A 21,186-nucleotide genomic window follows, 5' to 3' on the forward strand; every position below is an offset into this window, starting at 1 on the left:
GTTAAAGGATCAACGTGGGTTCTGTGCGCGGATACTGACTGGCGACACATCGCAGGCCGCTACGACCTAGGCAATGCGGTGTGCTGGAATCGATGATGCCCCAGTCCGGCTCGCCGGTGCCGCGAAAGTCGGCGACGCAGGCCATCATTACATCCGCACGCCGGATTGCTGGGTATTGTTCCCCGCTGTTTCGACCGGTCTTTTTAGCTTTCTGGAACAGCGAACGCGGCGGCCTCTTTAGGGAAGACGCCTATCAGCTGAGAAGGCGGGTTCTTTTCCCGATCATTTCTTAACGCCCAGTCAATCTGGACCGCTCCGATGAGTTTCAATCTGCAGCAACTGATGGTGTTCACTACGATCGTCTCCGCAGGTAGTCTGGGCCGAGCTGCGACCATGTTGAACATGACCCAGCCCGCGCTAAGCAGGTCGATAAAGCGGCTTGAGGAGTCGGTAGGTGCCCCGCTCTTTGAGCGCCATACAAAAGGGATGCATCTGACACCGCTTGGCGAGGCGCTGATGCCGCATGCTGTATCGCTGCAGAGAAAAGCCGAACAGGCGCGCGAGGAACTTGACGCGATGCGTGGGCTTGCCAAAGGGGTAATCAAGGTTGGCGCGGTGGGCAGCATAGCGAGTCTCGTACTACCTATGTCCGTCGCTTGCGTGCTCGAGAAATGGCCGAATTTGCGAGTTGAGGTGATTGAAGGCGTGTGGGATCGTCTGGTGGAAGGCTTGCTTACCCATGAAATCGATTTGGCGCTTTGTACGTCGGGAATCGAAACCGAAGACGTCGCCGCAATCTCCGACTGTTCGTGGACGGACAGGAGTTATGTTGTCGCGGCGACCCATCACCCCTTGCGCGCAAAGGGCAAGCTTCAACTCGACGACACGCTGACACAGCGGTGGGCCCTCACACCTATGGGAACAGGGCCCTACACCCATATGAAGGAAAACTTCGAAGCGCGCGGCCTCCCGATGCCGGTCATCGCAGTCGAGACGCGTTCGGTAACCGTGCTCAAGAGCCTCGTAGCACGTTGTGGTTTTGTCTCATGGATGGCCGAATCAATGTACGACACTGAAAGCAGAGCCGGCGTCGTAGATGCTCTGGACATCGAAGGCCTTGACGCGCAGCGGACCTTGACCGCGTTCCGACGCCGGCAAGGCATTATGCCTACGCCCGCCGTCAAACTGCTCGACGAATTACGCCATCTCACGGGGTCTCTGCGCAAGGGCTAGCTAACTGGCGTGCGGTACGGCGGTTATCTACTCAAGGTCCTCACCGAGTTGCCGCAGCGTGCTGACAAGCGACGACATCAGTGACTTGTTGCCATTCAACCTCGCGAAACAGCAAGCCGTAACGAACACCGCTGATGCCGCAAGAGCACGCCTCGACCATTCGTTTCGCGGGCATTGCGATGACCTCGGTCACTCCATCGCGGCCACCTATGGAACATTGAAGGAGCCAGTTTTGTTGTACCGACATAACCCGTCGAACCGAATTTATTGGGGTATAAGAACTTGGCGGCTTTGGTCCACGGGTCGCAACCTTGATTGAACGCCGCGCGAACTTCGGTATACGCCTCGGAAGAACGGTACTTCTTATCGAAAGATGTCTGTGCGACACCTATGAACTCGTCACGTCGTTGCGAGAGTTCCCGATATAGCTCAATGAGATGGGCGTTGGTGTCACCGAGCACGTATTCCTTGAAGCTGGTTCCGAGAAAAACCGAACCGCCGCCGACGAACGGTTCGATTAGCCGCCGACACGCTTTGTCGCGCAGCATGAGGCGGGCGAATTACCGCTTTTCATCGACACGGACAGCGAACGTTATTTGCGGAAGCGGCTCGCCCTGCTCAAATTCAGCAAGCTCGACACCGAGCGGCTGGTACGTGCGGGACGAAATCTGTTCCAAAGCGCTGGCCGAACCGGTGAACTATCAGCGCGGCCTGCCCTTGCCGCCGGCTGGGGCGCCGGCAACACCTTGTCGTCAGACGGCCAGTTCTACCCCGTCGGCGGCATCGACGAACACGTCAGACAGGTCAATCTGCGATATGGCACACGCCTCGGCGTCACGCTCTAGACACACGTGTCCGGTCGCTAGGCGCCGATCGTCTCCACCACGCACGCTGCGACGTACGTGTTGGACGGGCTGCTCTATCACGAGTTCGAGCTTGGAATCGCCGAGCACTACACCGACACCCACGGATTCACCGATCACATCTTCGCGCTGTGTCACGCGCTCGGCTTCCGGTTCGCACCGCGCATTCACGATCTCAGGGAAAAGCGACTCCACGTGCCCGATGATGCGAAGCATTACCTGGCCCTGAAGTTACTTCTGGCGGCAAAACAAGCGTGTCAAGAAGGGCGGATTCCGCCCGCCACGCTCCTCCCGTCCAACAGCCTACTGTACTATGGGCGCCCCGTTCGTCAAACGCCCCCTTCAAGGGCTCCTTTCGGAATCCTTGATTCAAAATCAGGCTGCCACCGCCACACTTTTTACGGGTCCTTACCCTAGTCCACCATCACTTCGACCAGAGTCGGCCCTTGGGTAGCGAAGGACCAGCGAAGCGCCTCGTCCAGCTGCCGTGGCTCCGTCGCACGTCGGCTTTGCATCCCTTGAGCATGAGCGAGTTCGCAGAAGTCGATGTTTTCGAGCTTCGTTCCAACAGGCTGCTGGACGCCGAGCAGCCGGCCGAAGCTTTCGAGCGCTTCGTAGCGACGATTGTTCACGATCACGAAGCTCACGGGCAGATTGAGCTGCGTCGCGGTCCATAGCCCCTGGATGGCGTACATGCTTGAACCGTCACCCAGAACAGCGATCGTTTTCCGCGTCGGCTGACCAAGCGAGATACCGATCGCGGCGGGAAGCCCGTGCCCAAGGCCCCCGCTGGCGCAGGTGAAGAAACTATCGGGCTTCCGGATCGGCAGATAATCATGCATCGCATCCCGGCTCGAGGGGGCTTCCTCGACGATGATGCTGTCATTGGGACGAAGCTGAGCGATCTGTTGGAAAAGATACGCAACGTTGAAATGGCTGCCCGAGACCGCCGGTTTCACTGCCTTGACCGTCTTGGCGGCGGGTGACGCCGAGGCAGGGGCACCGAGCAGCTGCTTGAGCGCTGATTTCACATTGGCGACGATCGCGTCACCCACCGGAGACCAGGCCGCATGAGCGACGTTATCTCCGATCGTGATCAGATCCGCGCCATCGGGCAAGTGAGGCCCAAAGCCTTCAGCATGATAGAACGACAAGGGGCCGCCGAGGGCCAAGATCAGATCATGGCCGCCAAGCGCTTTAAAGATCGCCTGACGAAACGCCGGCAGGAAACCCGCAAAGAGCCTGTGGTCTTCCGGAAATCCGCATCGCGCAGAAACCGGCGCGACCCAGACCGGCATTTCATGGCGCTCCGCCAAGGCCACCGTTTCGTTCCAGGCGTCGTCTCGTGCCGCCCCGGCAGCGACGACAAGAACAGGGTTTCTCGCCGCCGCCAACCGCGTGGCGACGTTTGCTATGGCCTCAGGGTTACCAGGATTGCCGGTAACAACCGAGCGCAGCACGATCAGCTCGCACTCCTTGTCCCAATCATCGATCGGAATCGACACGAAAGTCGGACCGCAGGGAGGTTCCATCGCGATGTAATAGGCGCGTGCGATCGCCGCGGGCACATCCTCGGCGCGCGCAGGCTCGATCGCCCATTTGACGTAGGGCCGCGGGAATTCCGTCGCTCGCTCGGCGAAGAGAAACGGCTCATACGGCAGCATCGAACGCGCCTGCTGACCAGCCGTGACGACGAGCGGCGTCTGATTCTTGAACGCCGTGAACAAGTTGCCCAATGCGTGCCCGACGCCTGCCGCAGAATGAAGATTGACGAGTGCGGCCTTGCGTGTCGCCTGGGCGTAGCCATCGGCCATTCCCAGAACGATCGATTCCTGGAGCCCGAGAATATAACGAAAATCGGCCGGAAAGTTGCGCAAAAAGGGCAATTCCGTCGAACCTGGATTGCCAAAAATTGTCGTCATCCCTGCTTCACGAAGCAGCGACATCGTCGCGTCCCTGACTGTACAACTGGTGTCCATACCCGCTTGCCCTCCATTCGACATCTTGATTGCATTCATTGAGGGAGGAGTTCGGGCCAACGCTCGTCCTCGCCGAGGATGCCTTCGCCACAGCCCATGGTCGCGCTTTGTTGGCCGCTCATCATTATCGGTTCCTCGCCCCTTTCCAGGGCGCGTGCCGCGTCGATCAACATGGTGCGCATGCGGCTTACGGCGGCATCGCTTCCGCCCGCGGCTTCTTTGCCCCGATCGGGGATGGGCCCCATCGAGGCGAACACGGCCATGTCTTCGGCGATGGGATTGAGCAGCCCGCTAAAGCTGCGGTCCATCGTGCTTCGATCCTGGCACCAGTTGTTCTCAGCCGTACCTAGGTAACGCTGAACCCTTGGCGCGACGTTCTCGGCCAGAAAAGGCGGCAGTTCAAATATTTTTCTGCAAAACTCCGCGTCGATCGGCTTTTTGCCATAAAGGATGCCAAATGACATCGTGTTTTCGTCATCGATCGGGACGTGCTGAGCCAGGATCGGGAAGGGAACGAACGTCCCGAACGGCATGACGTAGTTATGCACGCGGGCGTAGCGAAGCTTCTCGCCGTTCAAATCCACATCGCGGATCGCCGTCGTAAAGAAGCCACCGGGATGATCCTTCACGAGAATGGTGGGCCGATCATCGTCCCAAATGACAACATCGCGCATTTCTGGCGTCGCGCGTTCCTTGCGCTCGCCGAAGAAAGCGGAGTCGTTGTGAAGAATGCCGATATGGGAGGAATCCAAGTTCGATTCGAGACCCTGCACGAAGTTGACGTTCCAGATCTGACGAAAGGCGTAGGAATGATCCTTGGGCTGCCGCATGAACTCGTAACTGGGAAAGTCGGGTTGTTTATCGGCCGGGCCGAGATACACCCACAACAAGCCGCCGCCTAACCGCGCAGGATAAACCGGAGCGCGTGCCTTGCGCGCGAGGTTCGGATCGCGCAGGTTCGGCATATCGAGGACATTGCCTTTGACGTCGAATTTCCACCCGTGAAAAATACAGCGGAGGCCGTCGCCCTCGCACCGGGCGAGCGACAGCGAAACCCGGCGATGCATACAATATTCCTCGAATAGCCCGATACCGCCCTGGGCATCTCGCCAGATGAGGAAGTTTTCACCCACCACACGCACCCGGACCGGAGCTTCGTTGGGCCCCGGCACCTCATGTTCGAGGAGAATCGGCATCCAAAAGCGACGCAGGAGATTGCCCATGGGCGTGCCAGGGCCAACCTTGGTCAGGTATTCGTTGTCTTCCTTTCTCATTGAGCTCTCCTCGTAGCCAAACTGTCCCCACTCATCGCCCGAGCGCGAATGCGGTTCGGGCGTTTGAAATATTCAAATCGAAACAAGGGTTTCTGAGTACGCGCCGATCACGCTCCGGTCGACAACTTTATGCCTTCGGCAACCAAGCAACTGTGCACGGGTCCTCCTCGGAGGGGGCTTTCGTACACGATGCTAGTTTTGAGGCGTCTTCATGCCCTAGCTTCTCAACCAGCAGGACCGCCTAGAGGCACTCCGCCGATGCAGCCTATAAATTCTCATAAAATGACATTTGTGTCAATCGATCTCGCGTGCTTCGCCCTCTCCGGACTGCTGCCCCGCTCTCGGGCGGCCGACCATTCCTAGAGCTCGTCGACCAGTCAGACTTGGGAGCCACCGCCGCAATGCTTAACCAATTAGATTCATACTGACTAAGCATTTCCCGTCCATTCACGATCTGGCATTTCATCGCTTCCCCTAGGTCCTTCGCTCCCCAGCCATGCGAGCTGAATACAGGCCGGTCCGTGCATGGTCCAACCATACAAAGTTATATAATTATCAATATTCGATAATTATATTTATCACCATCACAGAGAATATCACCTACCTTATCTAGGTGGGGCCTCTGTCGCCGGAACAGCTCGCGGCGCCTTGTCGTGGAAGATGATCACCGACTCGAAGCGCTTGCTCGATAAGGAGGGCTTGAAATGTCGAAGGTGGCACTCATAGAGTTTTGGCGTGACCTGATTCTCTCCGATGAAGCGATGGAGCGGTACAAAGCAAATCGCGAGGATGCCGTCGCACGGTACGATCTGACCGAAGAGGAACGGCTAAGTCTCTTAAATGATGATTTTGCCGCCATCTACAAAAGAGGCGTTCCGCTGGAACTGCTTTTTCAAGGCATCCTGCTCGCCGGAATCCATCCGCGTGAATATATGCGAAGACTTCATAGAGGCCTGGAATATACCGGCCGCGGATTGATAGCTTCCGGAGCCGAGTCTCGAGACAATTCGGGGAACTGGTCAATCCTCACAAGCTAAGGATGTCTACGTAATGTCTTGGCGGCGAAGGGTCCCGTGTGGCTTGGGTTGCGGCGGTCGAGGCCGTGTTCGCCCGTGCACGAATTGGATGACGTTCTCCGCGATATGACGAAGCGGACGGGTAAATCGCTAGGCGTGATCCCGTCGGACAGCCAACGGGGCAGGCACGGCCGGATATGCGCAATCGCGCGTGTGCGGTCGATCTTGAGCTGCGCGCTGCCAGGCGACTGGAGCACGGCCGGCGCCCCTTCGCTGATGTGGCCATCGCGCTCGTAGAGCGCTTCAAGACACACCAGCGGGTTGAGGCTGTCGTTGATGGTTTTGGCAGCGAGGTCCTGCTGATGCGCGAGCCAGCTCAGCCTGAGCCACTTTCAAGGTCAATGCGATGCGTGACGCGCCGAACCGCCCCCTCCACCCGCCAGCGCTGATGGTAGAGGGCACCGAACTCAGCGGCAGGCCAGGTGTGGGCGTCGAGCAGGCTGGTCCAGATTAAGTTTTGCAACATGTGGCAATTCAGTCTTACCGCGAAGCGTGCATTTGCTCGGCGAATGGAGGAAATCCGGTCGCCGGCCTGGTAATGGCTTCGTATCGACGACTGCCCCTATAGCGCGACAGGGAAAGCCTGTACATCACTTATGTAACTACTCATGGGTGCATCGTGGCCAAGAACATACTTTCCAACCCCTGTGCACGACCTTTCGGACGGGACAACGTGGTGGAGGGCTGCCATCGCTAGTGTCATGAGTTGAAAATTCATGACATTATTTAGGTCGTTGTTTGTCTTTTGCAGAGTGGGACCTGCTCGAACAACAATACGATAAGGCAACGCCTTTTCAGTGTTTTCGACCGAAGCATGCTTCAGCAGCTTCCGCAGGTAACAGCCCGGCGTGGAAGTAGCCTTGAAGACGCATTACGGTCGCGGCGTCGGGCCGGTAGGGCGATCTGACAAAGTCCCTTGCAACGGCTGCGTCGTACCAAGCACATGTCCACTCGTCCAGATCTCGCAGGTACTCACATGGTAGTTGGTTTGATTCGTTAAACACAGCGAACCCCTTCTCGGTTGTATACGCGACCGGCGTTCGGTCGCATGCGTGGATATCCTAATCGCGCCGCACATCAAAAAACACTCATCGCCGGGCGTTCGGCGTCAGGCGCGAACACATCCCAGGTACCGTCGCGTTGACGGAATAAATAGAATGCAAACGTGCCTGCCGATTGCAATGCCTCGACGCAGACATAGCGCCTCTGATTCGAGCGTGCGCCACTTCCTCGTGTCACCCGAACCGACACCGAAGGAACCATCAAAAGCCATTTTTCCACCATGAATCGCAATGACCTTTCAGCCGTTTCCATTTGCTTCTCCTTCGAACTCGGCTCTGCTTAAGGGTCGGCCGACGTTCCCTCTTCCACTTCGCAAGTAGTACCCAAGGAGTTCGGTCTCTCCGGACAATCCGTAAGCAGTTATCGCGACAACGCATCCATGGTTGCTAGGGCGTAGGTTTTGTATGCGAATTTCTAACTCATGACACTAGCGCGTGGCCCGGGAGTCGACGTCGCGGAACGCAAGCAGCGCCTTCAAGAAGTAGTAATCACCATAGGCCGTCGACTCGTCGATCCCAAGGCCGTGAGGGAGGTCCGCGGTTGCGTGTGCGAGCACTGACTCTTGATCTTCTGACGACAAGCATCGAGTTGAGAGCGCTTCCAGGAGAGAGCGAGCTAATTGCAGGTATCGTTTCTCACCCGTTACGGTGGCCAAGCGCACCAGACCAAACGCTGTGATGGCGCCAGCAGACGAGTCCCGGGGCACATCCGGCCCGACGGCGTCATAGTCCCACGGTGGGATGGGGTCGCTCGCCAGTTTGCTCTCAACAAAGCTCGCGGCTCTTTTTGCAGCTTCCAGAAAGTCAGTGCGACCTGTCATCCCGGCGAGCATAGCCAGTCCCGCAACAGCCCACCCTTGTCCGCGTGACCAAGCGCTTTCTGCTGATAGGCCCTGATAAGTGTCACCTTCAATGGGCGCGCCGGACGTCGCGTCAAACTTGAACACGTGATAAACGGACCCGTCGTCGCGAAGATGATGTCTTATGGCAGTCGTAGCATGCGCAACGGCAACCTCAAGCAAATGAGGATCACCGCCGTTCTCCGACGCCCAAACAAGCAAGGGCAAGTTCATCAAAGTATCGACAAGTACTGATCCCGACCAATCGTGACCTCCGAAGAAGCCCCAGCCGGGAATAAAGTTGCCCGCAGGGTTAAATTGTCCAGCAAGACTCTGCGCTGCCTTCACGGCGGCCCTGACGTATTCTTCGTGCCCCGCGATCCGCCAGCCGTAGACAGCACTCGGATAAAACATAAACCCGAGATCGTGGTTCCGATCATCGCCCGCGCGCTCTAGCAGTCTTTCGGTAAAACTCTCCGCAGCGACACGGAACTTCTCGTCTTTAGTCTCGGAGTACGCTAGCCAAAGAGATCCGGCCCAAAAGCCGCCGGTCCACACCCCGTCCTTGGTGTACACCCATTTTCCGCCCTCCGTTATGTGCGGAAAATCCGGCTGACGTGACAACTGAAGCTCAATCTTGCTGAGAGCGAAGTGGATGGCTTGGTCGATCAGGGAAAATTGCTGAGTCGTCATGATGTGATTATGTAGAGATGTGTTGGTCAGGCTTCGTTCGAGCTTTTCTCAGCCCGCGGTTCAGTTTCTAACGTTCCAATTGCAATGACGCCGGTTCGGTGCAACTCGGCGATGTCTTCTGCCGCGTACCCTAACTCGTCCAATATCTCCTCGCTATGCTGCCCGCACGACAGAGCGATGAAGCGCAGTCCAGGCTTGCTGCCATCATAGGTAATGGGGTGGTTCACGAGCGTCGCGATGCTGTCCCTGATCGCGTGTTGGCTAAAGACATTGTTATTTATCGCCTGAGGATCGTCCGCGAGATCGTCGTACGTTTGTACCGGCGCGTACCAGATGGAAAACGTATCAAACGCGGCCGAAATGTCCACGTAGTTCCACGTTGAAAGCACTCTCGCTGTTAGCTCGGCGTAGCGATCTCTTTCCGCGTGGCGGTCGATGCTCGCGAGTTCAAGCAGTTCATCGCTTCCCAACGCCTTCGCAAATTGAATCGGATCAACATTCGAAATCGCAATGAACCTGTCGTCTTGTAGCCGATAGACGCCATAGGGTGCGGCATGGAACCAGGTGCCCAGTTGGTGTGCCCGGTCCAGTTTTTCTCTCTCGAATCCACCCGAGTAATAGTTTGTGAGTGCTTCCTGCTGCAGGTCAACGCCGGCATTAAAAAGGTTAGATTCAACCCGCGTCCCTTCACCAGTCTGCAATTTCTTGACATAGGCCCCAAGGATGCCCATCGCAAGAAGGGCGGCGCCATGCTGATCCACCGGAGCGCAACCGACTGAAGATGGATGCGTCGAAAGATGGCCCGTTGCTGCAATCAGGCCTGTTCGAGCCTGAACAAGGAGGTCTTGGCCGGGCTTGTCTTTGAGCGGACCGGAAGAACCAAAACCCGTGGCCGAGGCGATGATCAGCGTTGGATTGGCAGCGCGCAGCGCTGCTTCTGACAGCCCCAATCGATCCATTACCCCCGACCTGAAGTTGTCGACGATAACGTCAGCGTCCTTTACTAGTTGCAGGACAATGTCCCGACCCTGAGTGGACTTCAGGTCGAGCGCTATGCTCCGACAGTTTCTATTGGCGGAGATGTAGAAGCCACTCACACCATCGACAAAAACGTTCGCCCCAGACCAGTGACGTTCAAAAGCGCCTTTGCGAGGCTCAATCTTGATCACGTCAGCACCCATGTCCGCAAGGTATTGGACCGCAGCCGGACCCTGAAGATAGTGACAGAGGCTGACAATCGTGATGCCGCTCAGAGGAAGCTGTCCCGAGCTAAGTTGACGGTCATTATTCGGTTGAACGGAGGCATTCATGCCCGTTTCCCCTTGCGGCGATAGGCCTCAAACAAAACGGCCGCAATGATGATCGCGCCTTTGATGATTTGTTGAGTGAAAGGGCTGATACCCAGTAAGTTCAGCACATTCGCCAGCACCGCGATGATCGCCGCGCCAAGCACGGTGCCGACCACGCCTCCCTCACCACCAAAAAGACTGGTACCGCCGATCACGGTGACCGCAATGGCTTCTAACTCTAAGCCGGTGCCCGCGGTCGGCTCTCCGACAGTCAATCGTGAAACGTAGATAACTCCCGTTATTGCCGCCGCAAGGCCGGAAATAACGTAGACTGCAAAGGTCACGAGACGGACGTTGATGCCGGCAAGGTGCGCTGCTTCGGCGTTACTCCCGACGGCGTACACCTGCCTTCCGAACGATGTATATCTGAGGACAAGAAACGCGATCAACGCGATTCCGGCGAAAATCCAAACCGGGACAGGGACTTGAGCGATGTACCCGGTCCCGATGAAATCGAAGCCACGCGTATCGGGAACATTAATCGGCTCACCGTTCGCTAACGACAACGCCATACCGCGAAACATCACCATCGTACCGAGGGTCATGATGAATGCCGGAAGGCGTCCGAACGAAATGCCTAACCCGTTGACGACACCGAGGGCCACACCGAGAAGCGTCGCGGCAATCAGCACAAGGTAGATCGGGTAGCCATGCGTAAGCATCATCGCGGTGCAAACGGCGACCAGACCAACGATTGATCCGACCGAGAGGTCGATGCCGCGCGTGATAATGACGAAAGTCATGCCCACGCCTACGATGCCCAGTAACGCGACCTGTCGCAGGACGTTAAGCAGATTCATCGCTCCCAGGAAGCTGGGCGACAGCGACGTCGCAATAACCCCGAGCGCGATCAAAACCCATACGAGGCCGAGGCTTTTAAACACTGTCACTATATCGTGGCGACGGGATTGTTCCGCCGGATGTGCTTGAACTGTGATGGTCATGTCCGTCTCCTGATTACTTGTCAATTTCCGCAGAACCAAATGCTTCAGCGGCATTCCGAGCTTTGATGTAAGCCAGTGCTTCAGCAACACCGCCTGCGTCGCAAGACGCGAAATGTAACGACGCCATACGCTTTATTGCTGGCGTTGCGTTCGCGACCGTCATGCGTAGATCGGAGAAGGCCAGCAGCGACAAGTCGTTTTCGCTGTCACCAATTGACGCACACTCTGAATGCGAGAGGCCAAGGCGGTGTGCCACATTGGCCGCGGCAAAGCCCTTCGAAACGTTTGCTGAGGTTATTTCCAGAAGGTCGTCGCGCGACTGCGCCGCACTCACCGTCGGCCCGCCGATAGCCATGAGGCCGCGAAATGCCACCGGTGCTGCTTCGGGGGTACTGATGCAAAGGACTTTGAGGACGGGGCATTCAATCCGGTTCAATCCATCTATAACGGTAACGATCTCACCGGTACGCTGGCTGTGCGTTTCGATGCGAGGTGTGAGCGTTGATGCGTATATTGCGGTCGCGGTATAAAGCAACGCGTCGATGCCGTCTGCCAACGCGTGACCTAAAATCCGCTCGACTATGTCCGGCTCGAGGTATCCAAGCGAATGCCCGTCGTCCTCATCTACGCTTCCGACCCATGCGCCGTTGAGACAGATGCAGGTTTGGGTTAGCTTGAGTGCGGCGGCGTAAGGTCGGACGGCCATAGGTGGACGCGCGGTCGCCAGGACAATTTGGATCCCTGCATTTCGCGCAGCTTCGACAGCGCTACAGACCTCAGGGCGCAACTCATAGCCGTGGGTTAGTAACGTCCGGTCGACATCGCTGAAGAGCAATCTAATCATTGTGATGCCGCGGGAGCGACGCCAAAGGTATCGTTTCGCTTTCCGGTATGGATGAGAATGGACTTCAATACGGTGTACTCCTCGATCCCTGCTTCGCCCAGCTCACGGCCGAATCCCGACGATCCGTTTCCGCCGAATGGCAACTGCAGCGCACCATCGAGCGCAGTGTTCGCCCATACAATGCCCGACCGGAGCGATTTCGCGACAGTCATAACGACATCAATATTCTTCGACCAGACGCTGTTGGCGAGGCCATACTCGCTGTCGTTTGCGAGCGCAACAGCGTCTTCAAGGGATCGGAAACGGGTAACCGCAAGCACCGGACCAAATATCTCTCTGCGGAAGATCGACATGGAAGGTCGAATGTCATCGAGTACGGTAGGGGCAATATGAAGCCCGTCCCGTCGCGCAGCTTCAATCCCGCCACAGACTAGTCGGGCGCCTTCGAGCTGTGCTTCTTCGATGTGGCGCAACACACTGTCAAAGTGCTCGCGGTGAATCATCGATCCCAGGTCGGTCTCTTCGTCAAACGGGTCACCGATCCGAAGACTAGACATCGCCGTCGCTAGTCGCTGAAGAAACTCTTCTGCGATATCCGCATGTACAAGGAGACGCGAGCCCGCAACGCAGCACTCCCCTTGGTTGAAGCTGATGCTTGTCAAGGTTCCACGAACTGCGTCTTCGATGTCTGCGTCGGCGAAAACGATCGTCGCACCCTTTCCGCCGAGTTCGACAGCAGTACGGGCCACATGCTCGCCTGCTCTCGCAATGATCTGCTTTCCAACGCGCGTCGATCCAGTGAACGACATCATACTCACTCCAGGATTTCCAGACAACGCATCGCCCACGACGTTGCCGTATCCGGTTACAACGTTGACGACGCCCGGCGGAATCCCTGCCTCGGCAGCGAGCTTTGCAAGCTCCAGCGCAGTCCCTGACGTGAACTCGGACGGCTTGATAACGCATGTGCACCCGGCGGCCAGCGCAAAGGGCACCTTCTTCGCAAACGTCTCTGCCGGAAAATTCCACGGGATAACGACACCAACTACGCCAACCGGCTCACGAAGAACAATGCCCGTCCGATTCGCGCCGATCGACGAGTATGCAAGTCCGTGTGATTGCATCCCCAGGCCCGCAGCATAGTCGACCAGGGCGCAAACGGTATCAATATCTGCGCGGGCGTATTTGAGAGGTTTTCCGACTTCCTCAACTTCGATACGCGCCAACCGCTCGCGGTTCTCCGCGATCTTGCGGGACCACAATCGGAGAAACTGCGCCCGCACACCCGCGTCCATCCGCGGCCACATTCCCTTATCAAAGGCTATCTTTGCTGCGGTGACGGCATCGTTGACGTCGTCTACAGTCCCTTCTGCAAATCGAGCAACAATCTCGTTGTTCGTTGGAGAGAGGCGCTCTATCAGTGCGCGCGACACAACGCTCGTAAAGCGGTTGCCGATGAAGTGGCCATATTCTCGGACCATGAAAAGCTCCTTAATGTCGCGTTGCGTGTTGCATGATGATTTCTTCGCTAGCCGCTTCTCGCGACAGCTCAGCCGAGAGTTGCCCCTCCTTCATCACAAGAATTCGGTCGCACATACCCAGTATCTCGGGAAGTTCGGACGACACCATCACGATTGCCCGATCTGGCGATCGCAGGACCTCGAGGAGCACCTCGTAAATGTCTCTGCGTGCGCCGACATCTACGCCACGCGTGGGTTCATCGATCAAGAAGACTTTCGTTCCGGCGTTGAGTTGGCGGGCGATCGCGCACTTCTGCTGATTGCCGCCAGACAGATTCCGAACGTGCGCTTTGACCGATGGCGTCTTAATCCTCAGTCGCTGCACATATGTTTGTGCGAGCGCACTTTCGCTGCGAAGCTGGAGTGCGCTCGGGCCGCCGATAGTCTTGAGATCGCCAATCGTTACGTTGAAGGAAACGCTTTGATCAAGAAATAGCCCATCGACCTTTCGGTCTTCGGAAAGAAAACCAATGCCAAGGGCACGTGCCTGTCGTGGCGACCGGATTGACACCTCGTGTCCGAAAAGCTCAATCTGACCGCCGTCCAGAGCGTCAGCACCTGCAATCGCGCGTAATACCTCTGTTCTCCCCGAGCCTGCCAGCCCACATAGACCGACGATCTCGCCAGCGCGTAGGTCGAAGGAGATATCGCTGAGGACGCCGCGCCGATTCAGCCCCTTCACCGACAGCACGACGTTGCCGAGGGCACCGGTCCTCTTCGGGTAGACCTCGCTCAGTTCACGACCCACCATCTTGCGGATCAGATCCTGAGGGGTTACGGCTTCGATTGGCTGCGTGTCAATCACCGCCCCGTCGCGTAGGACGGTGACGTTATGGCAGATGTCGAACACCTCGTTCAACCGGTGCGAAATGTAAATGAACGATACGCCTTGCTCACTCGATAGCTTACGCATCATGGCAAATAAGCTCTGCAGCTCACTGTCTGCCAATACCGCAGATGGTTCATCCAACACTACGAGCTTTGCGTTCTGCGAGATCGCCTTCGCAATTTCGACTATCTGCCGCTGCGCAACACTCAAATCAGCTACGCGTGCACGAGGATCCAGGCGAAAACCAATGCGAGATATAACGGCAGATGCGTCTGAATTGAGCTTTTTCCAATCAATTGTGCGGATCCTCGTTTTTGGCAAACGACCCAAGAATACGTTTTCAGCAACGGTCAGATGAGGGGCCTGCGCTAACTCCTGGTAGATGACCGCAATCCCGTGTTCACGCATGGCATGCGTCGATGTCTGACGCATCATATTCCCGTTGATCGACATCTCCCCTTCGTCCGCCGTATAGGCGCCGGCAAGCACCTTCATCAACGTCGACTTGCCCGCACCGTTTTCCCCCACAAGACCATGAATCTCCCCGTGGGCAACGGCGAACGACACACCTCGTAGGGCGTGCACACCGCCGAAGCGCTTGTGAATTCCTCTCATTTCAAGCAGATTTTCTGACACTGTGCCTCCTCGAAAGTGCTACCACCTAGTCAGGACGGACCTTGGGTAGCTCTAACACCCTGTGTCTGTCGCGCTAAAAATCATTGAGTGATTTACTATTGGTAGGCGTCATCATCTTATCGTGATAACGTTTTCACAATTAGTGCCAACCCTACCCCATCTACGATTACAAAACCGCGGTAATGGCCATCATGTCGTGTGCTAGTATAATTTCTGCGGACAAGACATTCCGCTGATGGCTAGCAGATAACGTTTTCTTAACTTGATGAAAGAGGCATGACTGTGAAGGCCAACGTATCAGAGACGGCAAAAGAGACTCGGTCCCGTGTGCGTAGCACGCGGGTAGACGCGAGCGTCACCCTCGTTGATGTCGCGCGTTTGGCAGAGGTCTCGATCGCGTCGGTCTCCCGAGTCCTAAACAATCCAGACAAGGTCGGTACCGAAATCCGCACGCGCGTCGAGTCGGCCATCCGTCGCCTCGGATTCGTGCCGAACGGCGCTGCTCGGGCACTGCGCTCGACCAAGGCGCGATTGGTAGGTGCAATCATCCCAACGCTTAATTACGCAATTTACGCCCGGATGGCCGAGGCGCTTCAGCAACGCCTGTCCGAGGAAGGGATTTCCCTGATCCTCAATTCATCCGGATATTCGATCGACACCGAGTATCGTGAAACTCGCGTTCTCATTGAGCGAGGCGTGGATGCGGTCGTGCTGGTAGGAGATGCGCAGCGACCGGACACGGTCACCTTACTTAGGGAGCAAAAGGTTAGCCTGGTGCTGACCTACAGCAATTCGGACGATTCGACCGTACCCTCAATAGGATTTGGAAATGCCACCGCGGCAGGCGCAGTCGCGCAGCATCTCCATTCGTTGGGGCACAGGAAATTTCTCATGATCTCTGGGGTGTCGCGACACAACGATCGCGTGCGCGACCGGAAGCTAGGTTTTCTGAGCGAACTCGGCGCGCTAGGCGTGCCTTCAAGTGACGTTACGGTTGTAGAGGAAGAGTATTCGATGGCGGCCGGATACGCAGCCATGCAACGTCAACTGCAGTCGCCTCACGACTTCACGGCGGTTTTTTGTGGCAGTGACGTGTTCGCAGCGGGCGCCTTGAAAGCCTGCGATGAAGCGGGCGTGCGGTGTCCCGAAGAAATGTCACTCGTTGGCTTCGACAACCTAGAGTTCGGAGAGTATTTAAAGCCCGCGCTGACTACGGTCGACGTTCCCGGGGCCGAGATGGGCAAAATGACGGCAGAGGCGGTCTCCCGGTTGCTGGCGGGGCAGGCAGACTCGCGTCAAGTCCGGCTTGACGCGTCACTCGTGATCCGTGGAAGTACCTCGGCACCGCCGCGCGCGCATCGGAAAGTCTCGCGCGAGTGATGATCCCTCGCGCGAGCACCGCTTAGCTATTGCTGTTACCTTCTGTGATTAACGCGGCTAGCCTTTCGGCGATCATGATGGTCGGCGCGTTCGTGTTACCGGAAATCAACTGCGGCATGACCGAACAGTCTGCAACCCGGAGGCCTTCTATACCGCGCACTTTCAACGAGGGATCTACTACGGCGTTATCGTCAATCCCCATGCGGCATGTACCGGCGGGGTGATATCCGGTTCTTGCTTGCTCACGCACAAAGCGCTCATATCCTCCGGGACCCTTAAGGGCGTCTCCAGGAAAGTGCTCGCGGCGCACAAACTTGGACAGCGCTGATTGACGCATGATGTCCTGGCCAAGCTTGACACATTCGATTGTGTACGCGAGGTCGTCTGGATCGTCTAGAAAGTTCGGATCTACCACCGGAGCATCCGTCGGATTTGCTGATCGCAGTGTGACACTGCCTCGCGATTTAGGACGGGTCAAGTATGCGTTGAGCGTACATCCGTTACCGCCAGGTACGTCTGGAATGCCGGCCTCAATCCCCGCTCCCGCGAGAAAATGAAACTGCACATCCGGGGTGCTTTGCGTCTTGTTCACCCACCAGAACGCTCCGCCTTCCACAACGTTAGACGCGACGGGCCCCGATTTAAATAGCGCGTACTGCGCGGCTGCAGCAAGTTGCCAACGAAACTTTTTATACTTGTCGTAGCCATGAGCTCCCGCAAGCTCATAGATCATGAAAACATCCAGATGATCATGTAGGTTTTGCCCGACGCCGGGGAGCTCGTGCTGCACCCGAACTCCGCTTTCCTCAAGGTCCCGTGCTGGGCCGATGCCCGAGAGCATCAACAACTTAGGAGAGCCGATGGCGCCTGAAGAGACGATCACCTCGGACTGGGCTCGCGCTGTCTCCAGCCTTCCGTTCTTCAGATACTCGACGCCTGTAGCACGCTTACCCTCAAGAAGCACCCGCGTAACGTTGGCGCCCGTTATCACCGTTAGGTTAGGTCGCGAGCGAGCCGGACGAAGATATCCGACGGCCGCGCTACAACGTCGCGCGTCACGATTGGTAATTTGGTACAGACCGCACCCGTCCTGAGACGCCCCATTGAAATCGGCGTTATAGCGAATGCCAGCCTGTTGGCACGCTTGGACCCAAGCCTTCGTGAGCGGACTTGTATGGCGCTGGTCAGAAACGCCCAGCGGTCCATCGGTTCCATGGAATTCGTCGGCGTAGCGCTCGTTGCGCTCCGCCTTTCTGAAGAAAGGGAGCACGTCCTCGTACGACCATCCAGCGCAGCCGTACTCGTTTTCCCACCTGTCGTAGTCTTCCGCAACGCCCCGCGTATAAACCTGCGCGTTGATCGAGCTTCCGCCGCCTAACACCCGGGCCTGCACATAAGGCATAACAATGTTGTCCTGAGAACGGCTTGGCGCGGTTTCCAAACCCCAGGTCAGAGATCCCTTGGCCGTTTTGTAATAGGTGACTGGAAAATGAATGTATGGATTCCAGTCGCTGGGCCCCGCCTCAAGTAGTAACACCTTAACATCTGAGCGCTCGCTCAGGCGTGCTGCGAGGACGCAGCCGGCTGACCCCCCGCCGGCGATTATGTAGTCGAACATATGGACCTTAGCTATTCCTTTCTCGTTACCCATTTCAACAGACCTGTGGCAACACAAATTTGTTCTGCCCTTTGATTCGTCACTTCGATCGACGCCTTCGTGCGTCTTTTCTCTACGTCGACCTCGTCAATCCTATATCGAACAGTGATAGTGTCACCAAAGAAGACTGGCCGAATGAACCTTATGCGGTCGTACCCAAGCGCGACGGGCGTCTCGTTCAAACCAGGCATTTCTTTGGCACAAGCCACCATCATCGTCGACGTTGTCGACATGAACCCAATGAGAAGCGCGCCATGTGCAAGTCTTTGTCCGTAGGCGGACTTGCTCATGACTTCGGCATTCACATGAATCGGAGCGAAGTCACCAGTGATGCCCGCAAAAAGATAAACGTCGGTTTCCGATACGGTCTTGCTAAATTCGACACTATCGCCGACGGACAGGTAGAAATCGGGCATCGTTATGTCCATTAAATCTGCTGGGCATGCGCCGCAGGCAAGGGCGCCGCATGCCCGGCAACGGTGATTTAGAAGCCTTTGCCGATGTACTGGCTAGCGTTATCCTTGGTGATCATAGTGGACTTGAGCTTGATCTCACTCGGTACGCTTTCTCCCTTCGCGACCTTGTACGCCGTCTGAATCCCTTCCGGCGCAACGAAAGGATAGATGAAGGTGGCGGACATCTTTCCATCGGCAACAGCCTGGATCGCGTTGTTTTGCCCATCAATGCCGACGACCGCTACGCCATCAAGGCGTCCCGCCGCTTGAAGAGCCTGCACAGCCCCAAGCGCCATCTCATCGTTATGAGCGTAGACAGCCTTAATCTCGCCCGGTTTGAAGCGTTGAATCTGATCCTCCATGAACTTCATTGCTGGCTCGCGGAGGAAGTCGCAATTTTGAAAAGCGATCACTTTTAAACCAGGGTACTTGGCGATTGCCTCACGAAAGCCTTTATCGCGATCGATTGCGACGGAAGCCCCTGCCGTACCCCCGATTTCTATAATCTGTCCTTGCCCGTTCAACTGCTTGGCGATGTACTCTCCAGCCAAACGTCCAATCGGAAGATCTTCAGGTCCAACATGAACGGTGACCGGCGTGTTAACACGTCGGTCCAGCGTCACCACCTTGATACCATGGTCCATTGCCTCCTTAACCACCGGCGTCAGTGCCTGGCTTGTCAACGGGCTGATCATCAAGACCTTGATGCCCTGCGCCATCAACGCTTCGACGTCTGATGTTTGCTTGGAGGCGTTGTTTTGTCCGTCCGTGACAATAAGCTTCACGTCCTTGTAGTGCTCCGCGGCGTACTTCTCGTTGCCCTCAGTCTGCGCCACTCGCCAAGGATGATTGAGGGTGGACTGGCTGAAGCCGATGACGATGGGATCAGCGGCTGATGAAACCGGAGAATACGCCAGAATGCTGGCAGAAACTCCGAGGGACAACGCTGTACGGACGATGGTTGAGACTTTCATGGCGCTCCTCCTTTGTGTACGCGGCCTCGAGAAAAGGCCGCTTGTCTACCTGTTGTGGTTAAATCAATCCTTCGACTGCTTTTCACTCCATGGCCTGGTTTCGCCGATCGCGATCGACTTGTTGCTGGCAAACGTTTCGATGTCCGTATCGCTGTAGCCGAGTTCGAGCAGGATCTCCTTGGTATCCTGTCCGGGGCGCAGCGCGAAGCGTCTGAGTGGGGGCACCGCCCCGTCATATCGGACAGGATGGTTGACGAGCGTCACCTCAGCCCCGTTTATTTCGACAGCACGAAACACTTGGTTGTGTTGAAGCTGCGGATCCGACGCGAGGTCTGCGTAGGTTTGCACCTTGGCAAACCAGACACCGTGCCTGTCCAACCCGGCTGCAACGTCCTCGTATGACAGCGTGGCCAGAACATCTTCAAGCACCTGCGCATAGCGATCGCGTGCCTTGTATAAGTCGAGGTGGACAACTTGACGAAGTACCTCGCTGTCAAGCGCCTCTGCTAAAGTCACTGCATCGGTCAGTGCTATGACGATGGAGCAGTCTGTGAGCTGATATGAGCCGTATGGGGCCTCGTGTAGCCAAGTCGCAAGGCGCGGATGACGCGCAAAGCGATCCTTCCCAAATCCTCCGGTGAGGAAACTGGTGATGCCCTCCATTTGAAGATCGATGCCGGCATTTAGCAAACTGACTTCTATCAGTCCTCCCTTGCCGGTGGCGGCCCGCTTTACCAACGCAGCAAGCACGCCCATCGCCAGAAGCGCTGCGCCATGCTGGTCGATCACGGCCCCCCCTACTGGCGTTGGTGAGGAGCCTGTGGCCGCAGCCAGTCCGCACCTCGCCTGGACCAGCAAGTCCTGACCCGGCTTTGAAACGAGTGGCCCAGAGGAGCCATAGCCAGTTGCCGCAGCGTAAATAATGTTGGCACGAAGTGCCTTGCAGTCGTCGAGTCCGAAACCGAGCCGCTCCAGAACTCCCGGGCGGTAATTCTGAACGACCACGTCCGCCCCTGCGATTAGCGTCGCGACAACGTCCTTGCCCTCTTGCGTTTTCAGATCTACAGCAAGGCTTCTGGAGTTGCGATTGGCCGACAAGAAGAAAACACTCGTTTCATCAACGTAGAGATCCGCACCTGACCAATGGCGTTCGTAGGCGCCTGTGATCGGTTCGATCTTGACGACTTCAGCGCCAAGATCGGCAAGGTATTGGACCGCAGCGGGGCCCTGCAGAAAGTGGCAAAAGCTCACGATTCGAACGCCCGCTAAAGGCAGCGGATCGGCCGCGCTGGGTGCGTCGCCGCGTGGCGAGGCAGTGGTCTCTGTCATATGCGGTTCCTCTAGACAAGTCGTAATATGCAGTTGTTAATAATGTGATAACGTTTTCACGGATACTACGACTCCCACCGAAGTCAGTCAACATATTGAGATTCATGGTTTTCCCTATCAAGATAACGTTTACACCGTGTTGCGATATTTATGAAACCGACGCGCTATCATTCCTACGTAACGGCGCCTCCCGTTTTCGACGGACAACAAAAATTTGCTTCTTTCTGGTTCTATCAGCGCGCCGACTTAGG

The 21,186-nt window shown here is 56.7% G+C and carries 17 protein-coding genes and 1 pseudogene; 4 read left to right on the forward strand and 14 right to left on the reverse strand.

What is annotated here, in order from left to right:
- The first annotated feature begins 318 nt into the window (after positions 1 to 318).
- Positions 319 to 1,233, forward strand: a complete 915-nt coding sequence (locus ACSQ36_RS43430; RefSeq protein ID WP_436187014.1) for a LysR family transcriptional regulator — start codon at positions 319 to 321, stop codon at positions 1,231 to 1,233.
- 95 nt (positions 1,234 to 1,328) lie between these two features.
- Here the strand turns inward: ACSQ36_RS43430 and ACSQ36_RS43435 are convergent, their stop codons facing one another.
- Complete coding sequence (locus ACSQ36_RS43435) at positions 1,329 to 1,781, reverse strand: DNA adenine methylase (RefSeq protein ID WP_436187015.1); 453 nt, start codon at positions 1,779 to 1,781, stop codon at positions 1,329 to 1,331.
- A 345-nt stretch (positions 1,782 to 2,126) separates the two neighbouring features.
- On the opposite strand from ACSQ36_RS43435, the pseudogene ACSQ36_RS43440 reads away from it, so the two are divergent.
- Positions 2,127 to 2,336: pseudogene (locus ACSQ36_RS43440) on the forward strand (Tn3 family transposase); the annotation flags it as partial.
- A gap of 173 nt (positions 2,337 to 2,509) precedes the next feature.
- On the opposite strand, the gene mdlC reads toward ACSQ36_RS43440, so the two are convergent.
- Positions 2,510 to 4,114 carry a benzoylformate decarboxylase gene (gene mdlC, locus ACSQ36_RS43445; protein WP_436187016.1) on the reverse strand — a complete coding sequence of 535 codons (1,605 nt, stop codon included), beginning with the start codon at positions 4,112 to 4,114 and terminating at the stop codon, positions 2,510 to 2,512.
- Positions 4,111 to 5,349, reverse strand: coding sequence for a Rieske 2Fe-2S domain-containing protein (locus tag ACSQ36_RS43450; RefSeq protein ID WP_436187017.1), 1,239 nt, complete (start codon positions 5,347 to 5,349; stop codon positions 4,111 to 4,113). Before ACSQ36_RS43450 ends, mdlC begins: the two co-directional genes overlap by 4 nt.
- A gap of 704 nt (positions 5,350 to 6,053) precedes the next feature.
- On the opposite strand from ACSQ36_RS43450, the gene ACSQ36_RS43455 reads away from it, so the two are divergent.
- A complete protein-coding gene (locus ACSQ36_RS43455; protein WP_436187018.1) occupies positions 6,054 to 6,386 on the forward strand; it encodes a hypothetical protein in 333 nt (110 codons plus the stop codon).
- 1,116 nt (positions 6,387 to 7,502) lie between these two features.
- Here ACSQ36_RS43455 and ACSQ36_RS43460 read toward each other — a convergent pair.
- From ACSQ36_RS43460 to ACSQ36_RS43490, 7 genes are all read right to left on the reverse strand, one after another.
- Positions 7,503 to 7,739 carry a hypothetical protein gene (locus ACSQ36_RS43460; RefSeq protein WP_436187019.1) on the reverse strand — a complete coding sequence of 79 codons (237 nt, stop codon included), beginning with the start codon at positions 7,737 to 7,739 and terminating at the stop codon, positions 7,503 to 7,505.
- A gap of 175 nt (positions 7,740 to 7,914) precedes the next feature.
- Entirely contained in the window at positions 7,915 to 9,018 is a 1,104-nt protein-coding gene (locus ACSQ36_RS43465; protein WP_436187020.1) for a glycoside hydrolase family 88 protein, read from the reverse strand.
- A 26-nt stretch (positions 9,019 to 9,044) separates the two neighbouring features.
- Positions 9,045 to 10,328, reverse strand: a complete 1,284-nt coding sequence (locus tag ACSQ36_RS43470; protein ID WP_436187021.1) for a CaiB/BaiF CoA transferase family protein — start codon at positions 10,326 to 10,328, stop codon at positions 9,045 to 9,047.
- Entirely contained in the window at positions 10,325 to 11,311 is a 987-nt protein-coding gene (locus ACSQ36_RS43475) for an ABC transporter permease (RefSeq protein ID WP_436187022.1), read from the reverse strand. The genes ACSQ36_RS43470 and ACSQ36_RS43475 overlap by 4 nt, the downstream gene beginning before the upstream one ends.
- A 13-nt stretch (positions 11,312 to 11,324) precedes the next feature.
- Complete coding sequence (locus ACSQ36_RS43480; RefSeq protein WP_436187023.1) at positions 11,325 to 12,146, reverse strand: HAD-IIB family hydrolase; 822 nt, start codon at positions 12,144 to 12,146, stop codon at positions 11,325 to 11,327.
- A 5-nt stretch (positions 12,147 to 12,151) separates the two neighbouring features.
- Positions 12,152 to 13,588 carry an aldehyde dehydrogenase family protein gene (locus ACSQ36_RS43485; protein WP_436187024.1) on the reverse strand — a complete coding sequence of 479 codons (1,437 nt, stop codon included), beginning with the start codon at positions 13,586 to 13,588 and terminating at the stop codon, positions 12,152 to 12,154.
- Positions 13,589 to 13,646: 58 nt separating this feature from the next.
- Positions 13,647 to 15,140: a sugar ABC transporter ATP-binding protein gene (locus ACSQ36_RS43490; protein WP_436187025.1), complete on the reverse strand. Its 1,494-nt coding sequence runs from the start codon at positions 15,138 to 15,140 to the stop codon at positions 13,647 to 13,649.
- Positions 15,141 to 15,416: 276 nt separating this feature from the next.
- Between ACSQ36_RS43490 and ACSQ36_RS43495 the strand changes: the two genes are divergently transcribed.
- Positions 15,417 to 16,520 (forward strand): LacI family DNA-binding transcriptional regulator, encoded by a 1,104-nt coding sequence (locus tag ACSQ36_RS43495; protein ID WP_436187026.1) that lies wholly within the window; start codon positions 15,417 to 15,419, stop codon positions 16,518 to 16,520.
- Positions 16,521 to 16,542: 22 nt separating this feature from the next.
- On the opposite strand, the gene ACSQ36_RS43500 is transcribed toward ACSQ36_RS43495, so the two are convergent.
- The 4 genes from ACSQ36_RS43500 to ACSQ36_RS43515 form a co-directional block, all read right to left on the reverse strand.
- Positions 16,543 to 18,138: a GMC family oxidoreductase gene (locus ACSQ36_RS43500; protein WP_436187027.1), complete on the reverse strand. Its 1,596-nt coding sequence runs from the start codon at positions 18,136 to 18,138 to the stop codon at positions 16,543 to 16,545.
- Between the two features lie 11 nt (positions 18,139 to 18,149).
- On the reverse strand, positions 18,150 to 18,593 hold the full coding sequence (locus tag ACSQ36_RS43505) for a MaoC family dehydratase (protein ID WP_436187028.1): 444 nt from the start codon (positions 18,591 to 18,593) through the stop codon (positions 18,150 to 18,152).
- A gap of 68 nt (positions 18,594 to 18,661) precedes the next feature.
- Positions 18,662 to 19,606 (reverse strand): substrate-binding domain-containing protein, encoded by a 945-nt coding sequence (locus tag ACSQ36_RS43510; protein WP_436187029.1) that lies wholly within the window; start codon positions 19,604 to 19,606, stop codon positions 18,662 to 18,664.
- A gap of 63 nt (positions 19,607 to 19,669) precedes the next feature.
- A complete protein-coding gene (locus ACSQ36_RS43515) occupies positions 19,670 to 20,935 on the reverse strand; it encodes a CaiB/BaiF CoA transferase family protein (RefSeq protein WP_436187030.1) in 1,266 nt (421 codons plus the stop codon).
- Positions 20,936 to 21,186 lie beyond the last annotated feature (251 nt).

The sequence above is a fragment of the Caballeronia sp. LjRoot34 genome (genome assembly GCF_964253815.1).
GTDB lineage: Bacteria > Pseudomonadota > Gammaproteobacteria > Burkholderiales > Burkholderiaceae > Caballeronia.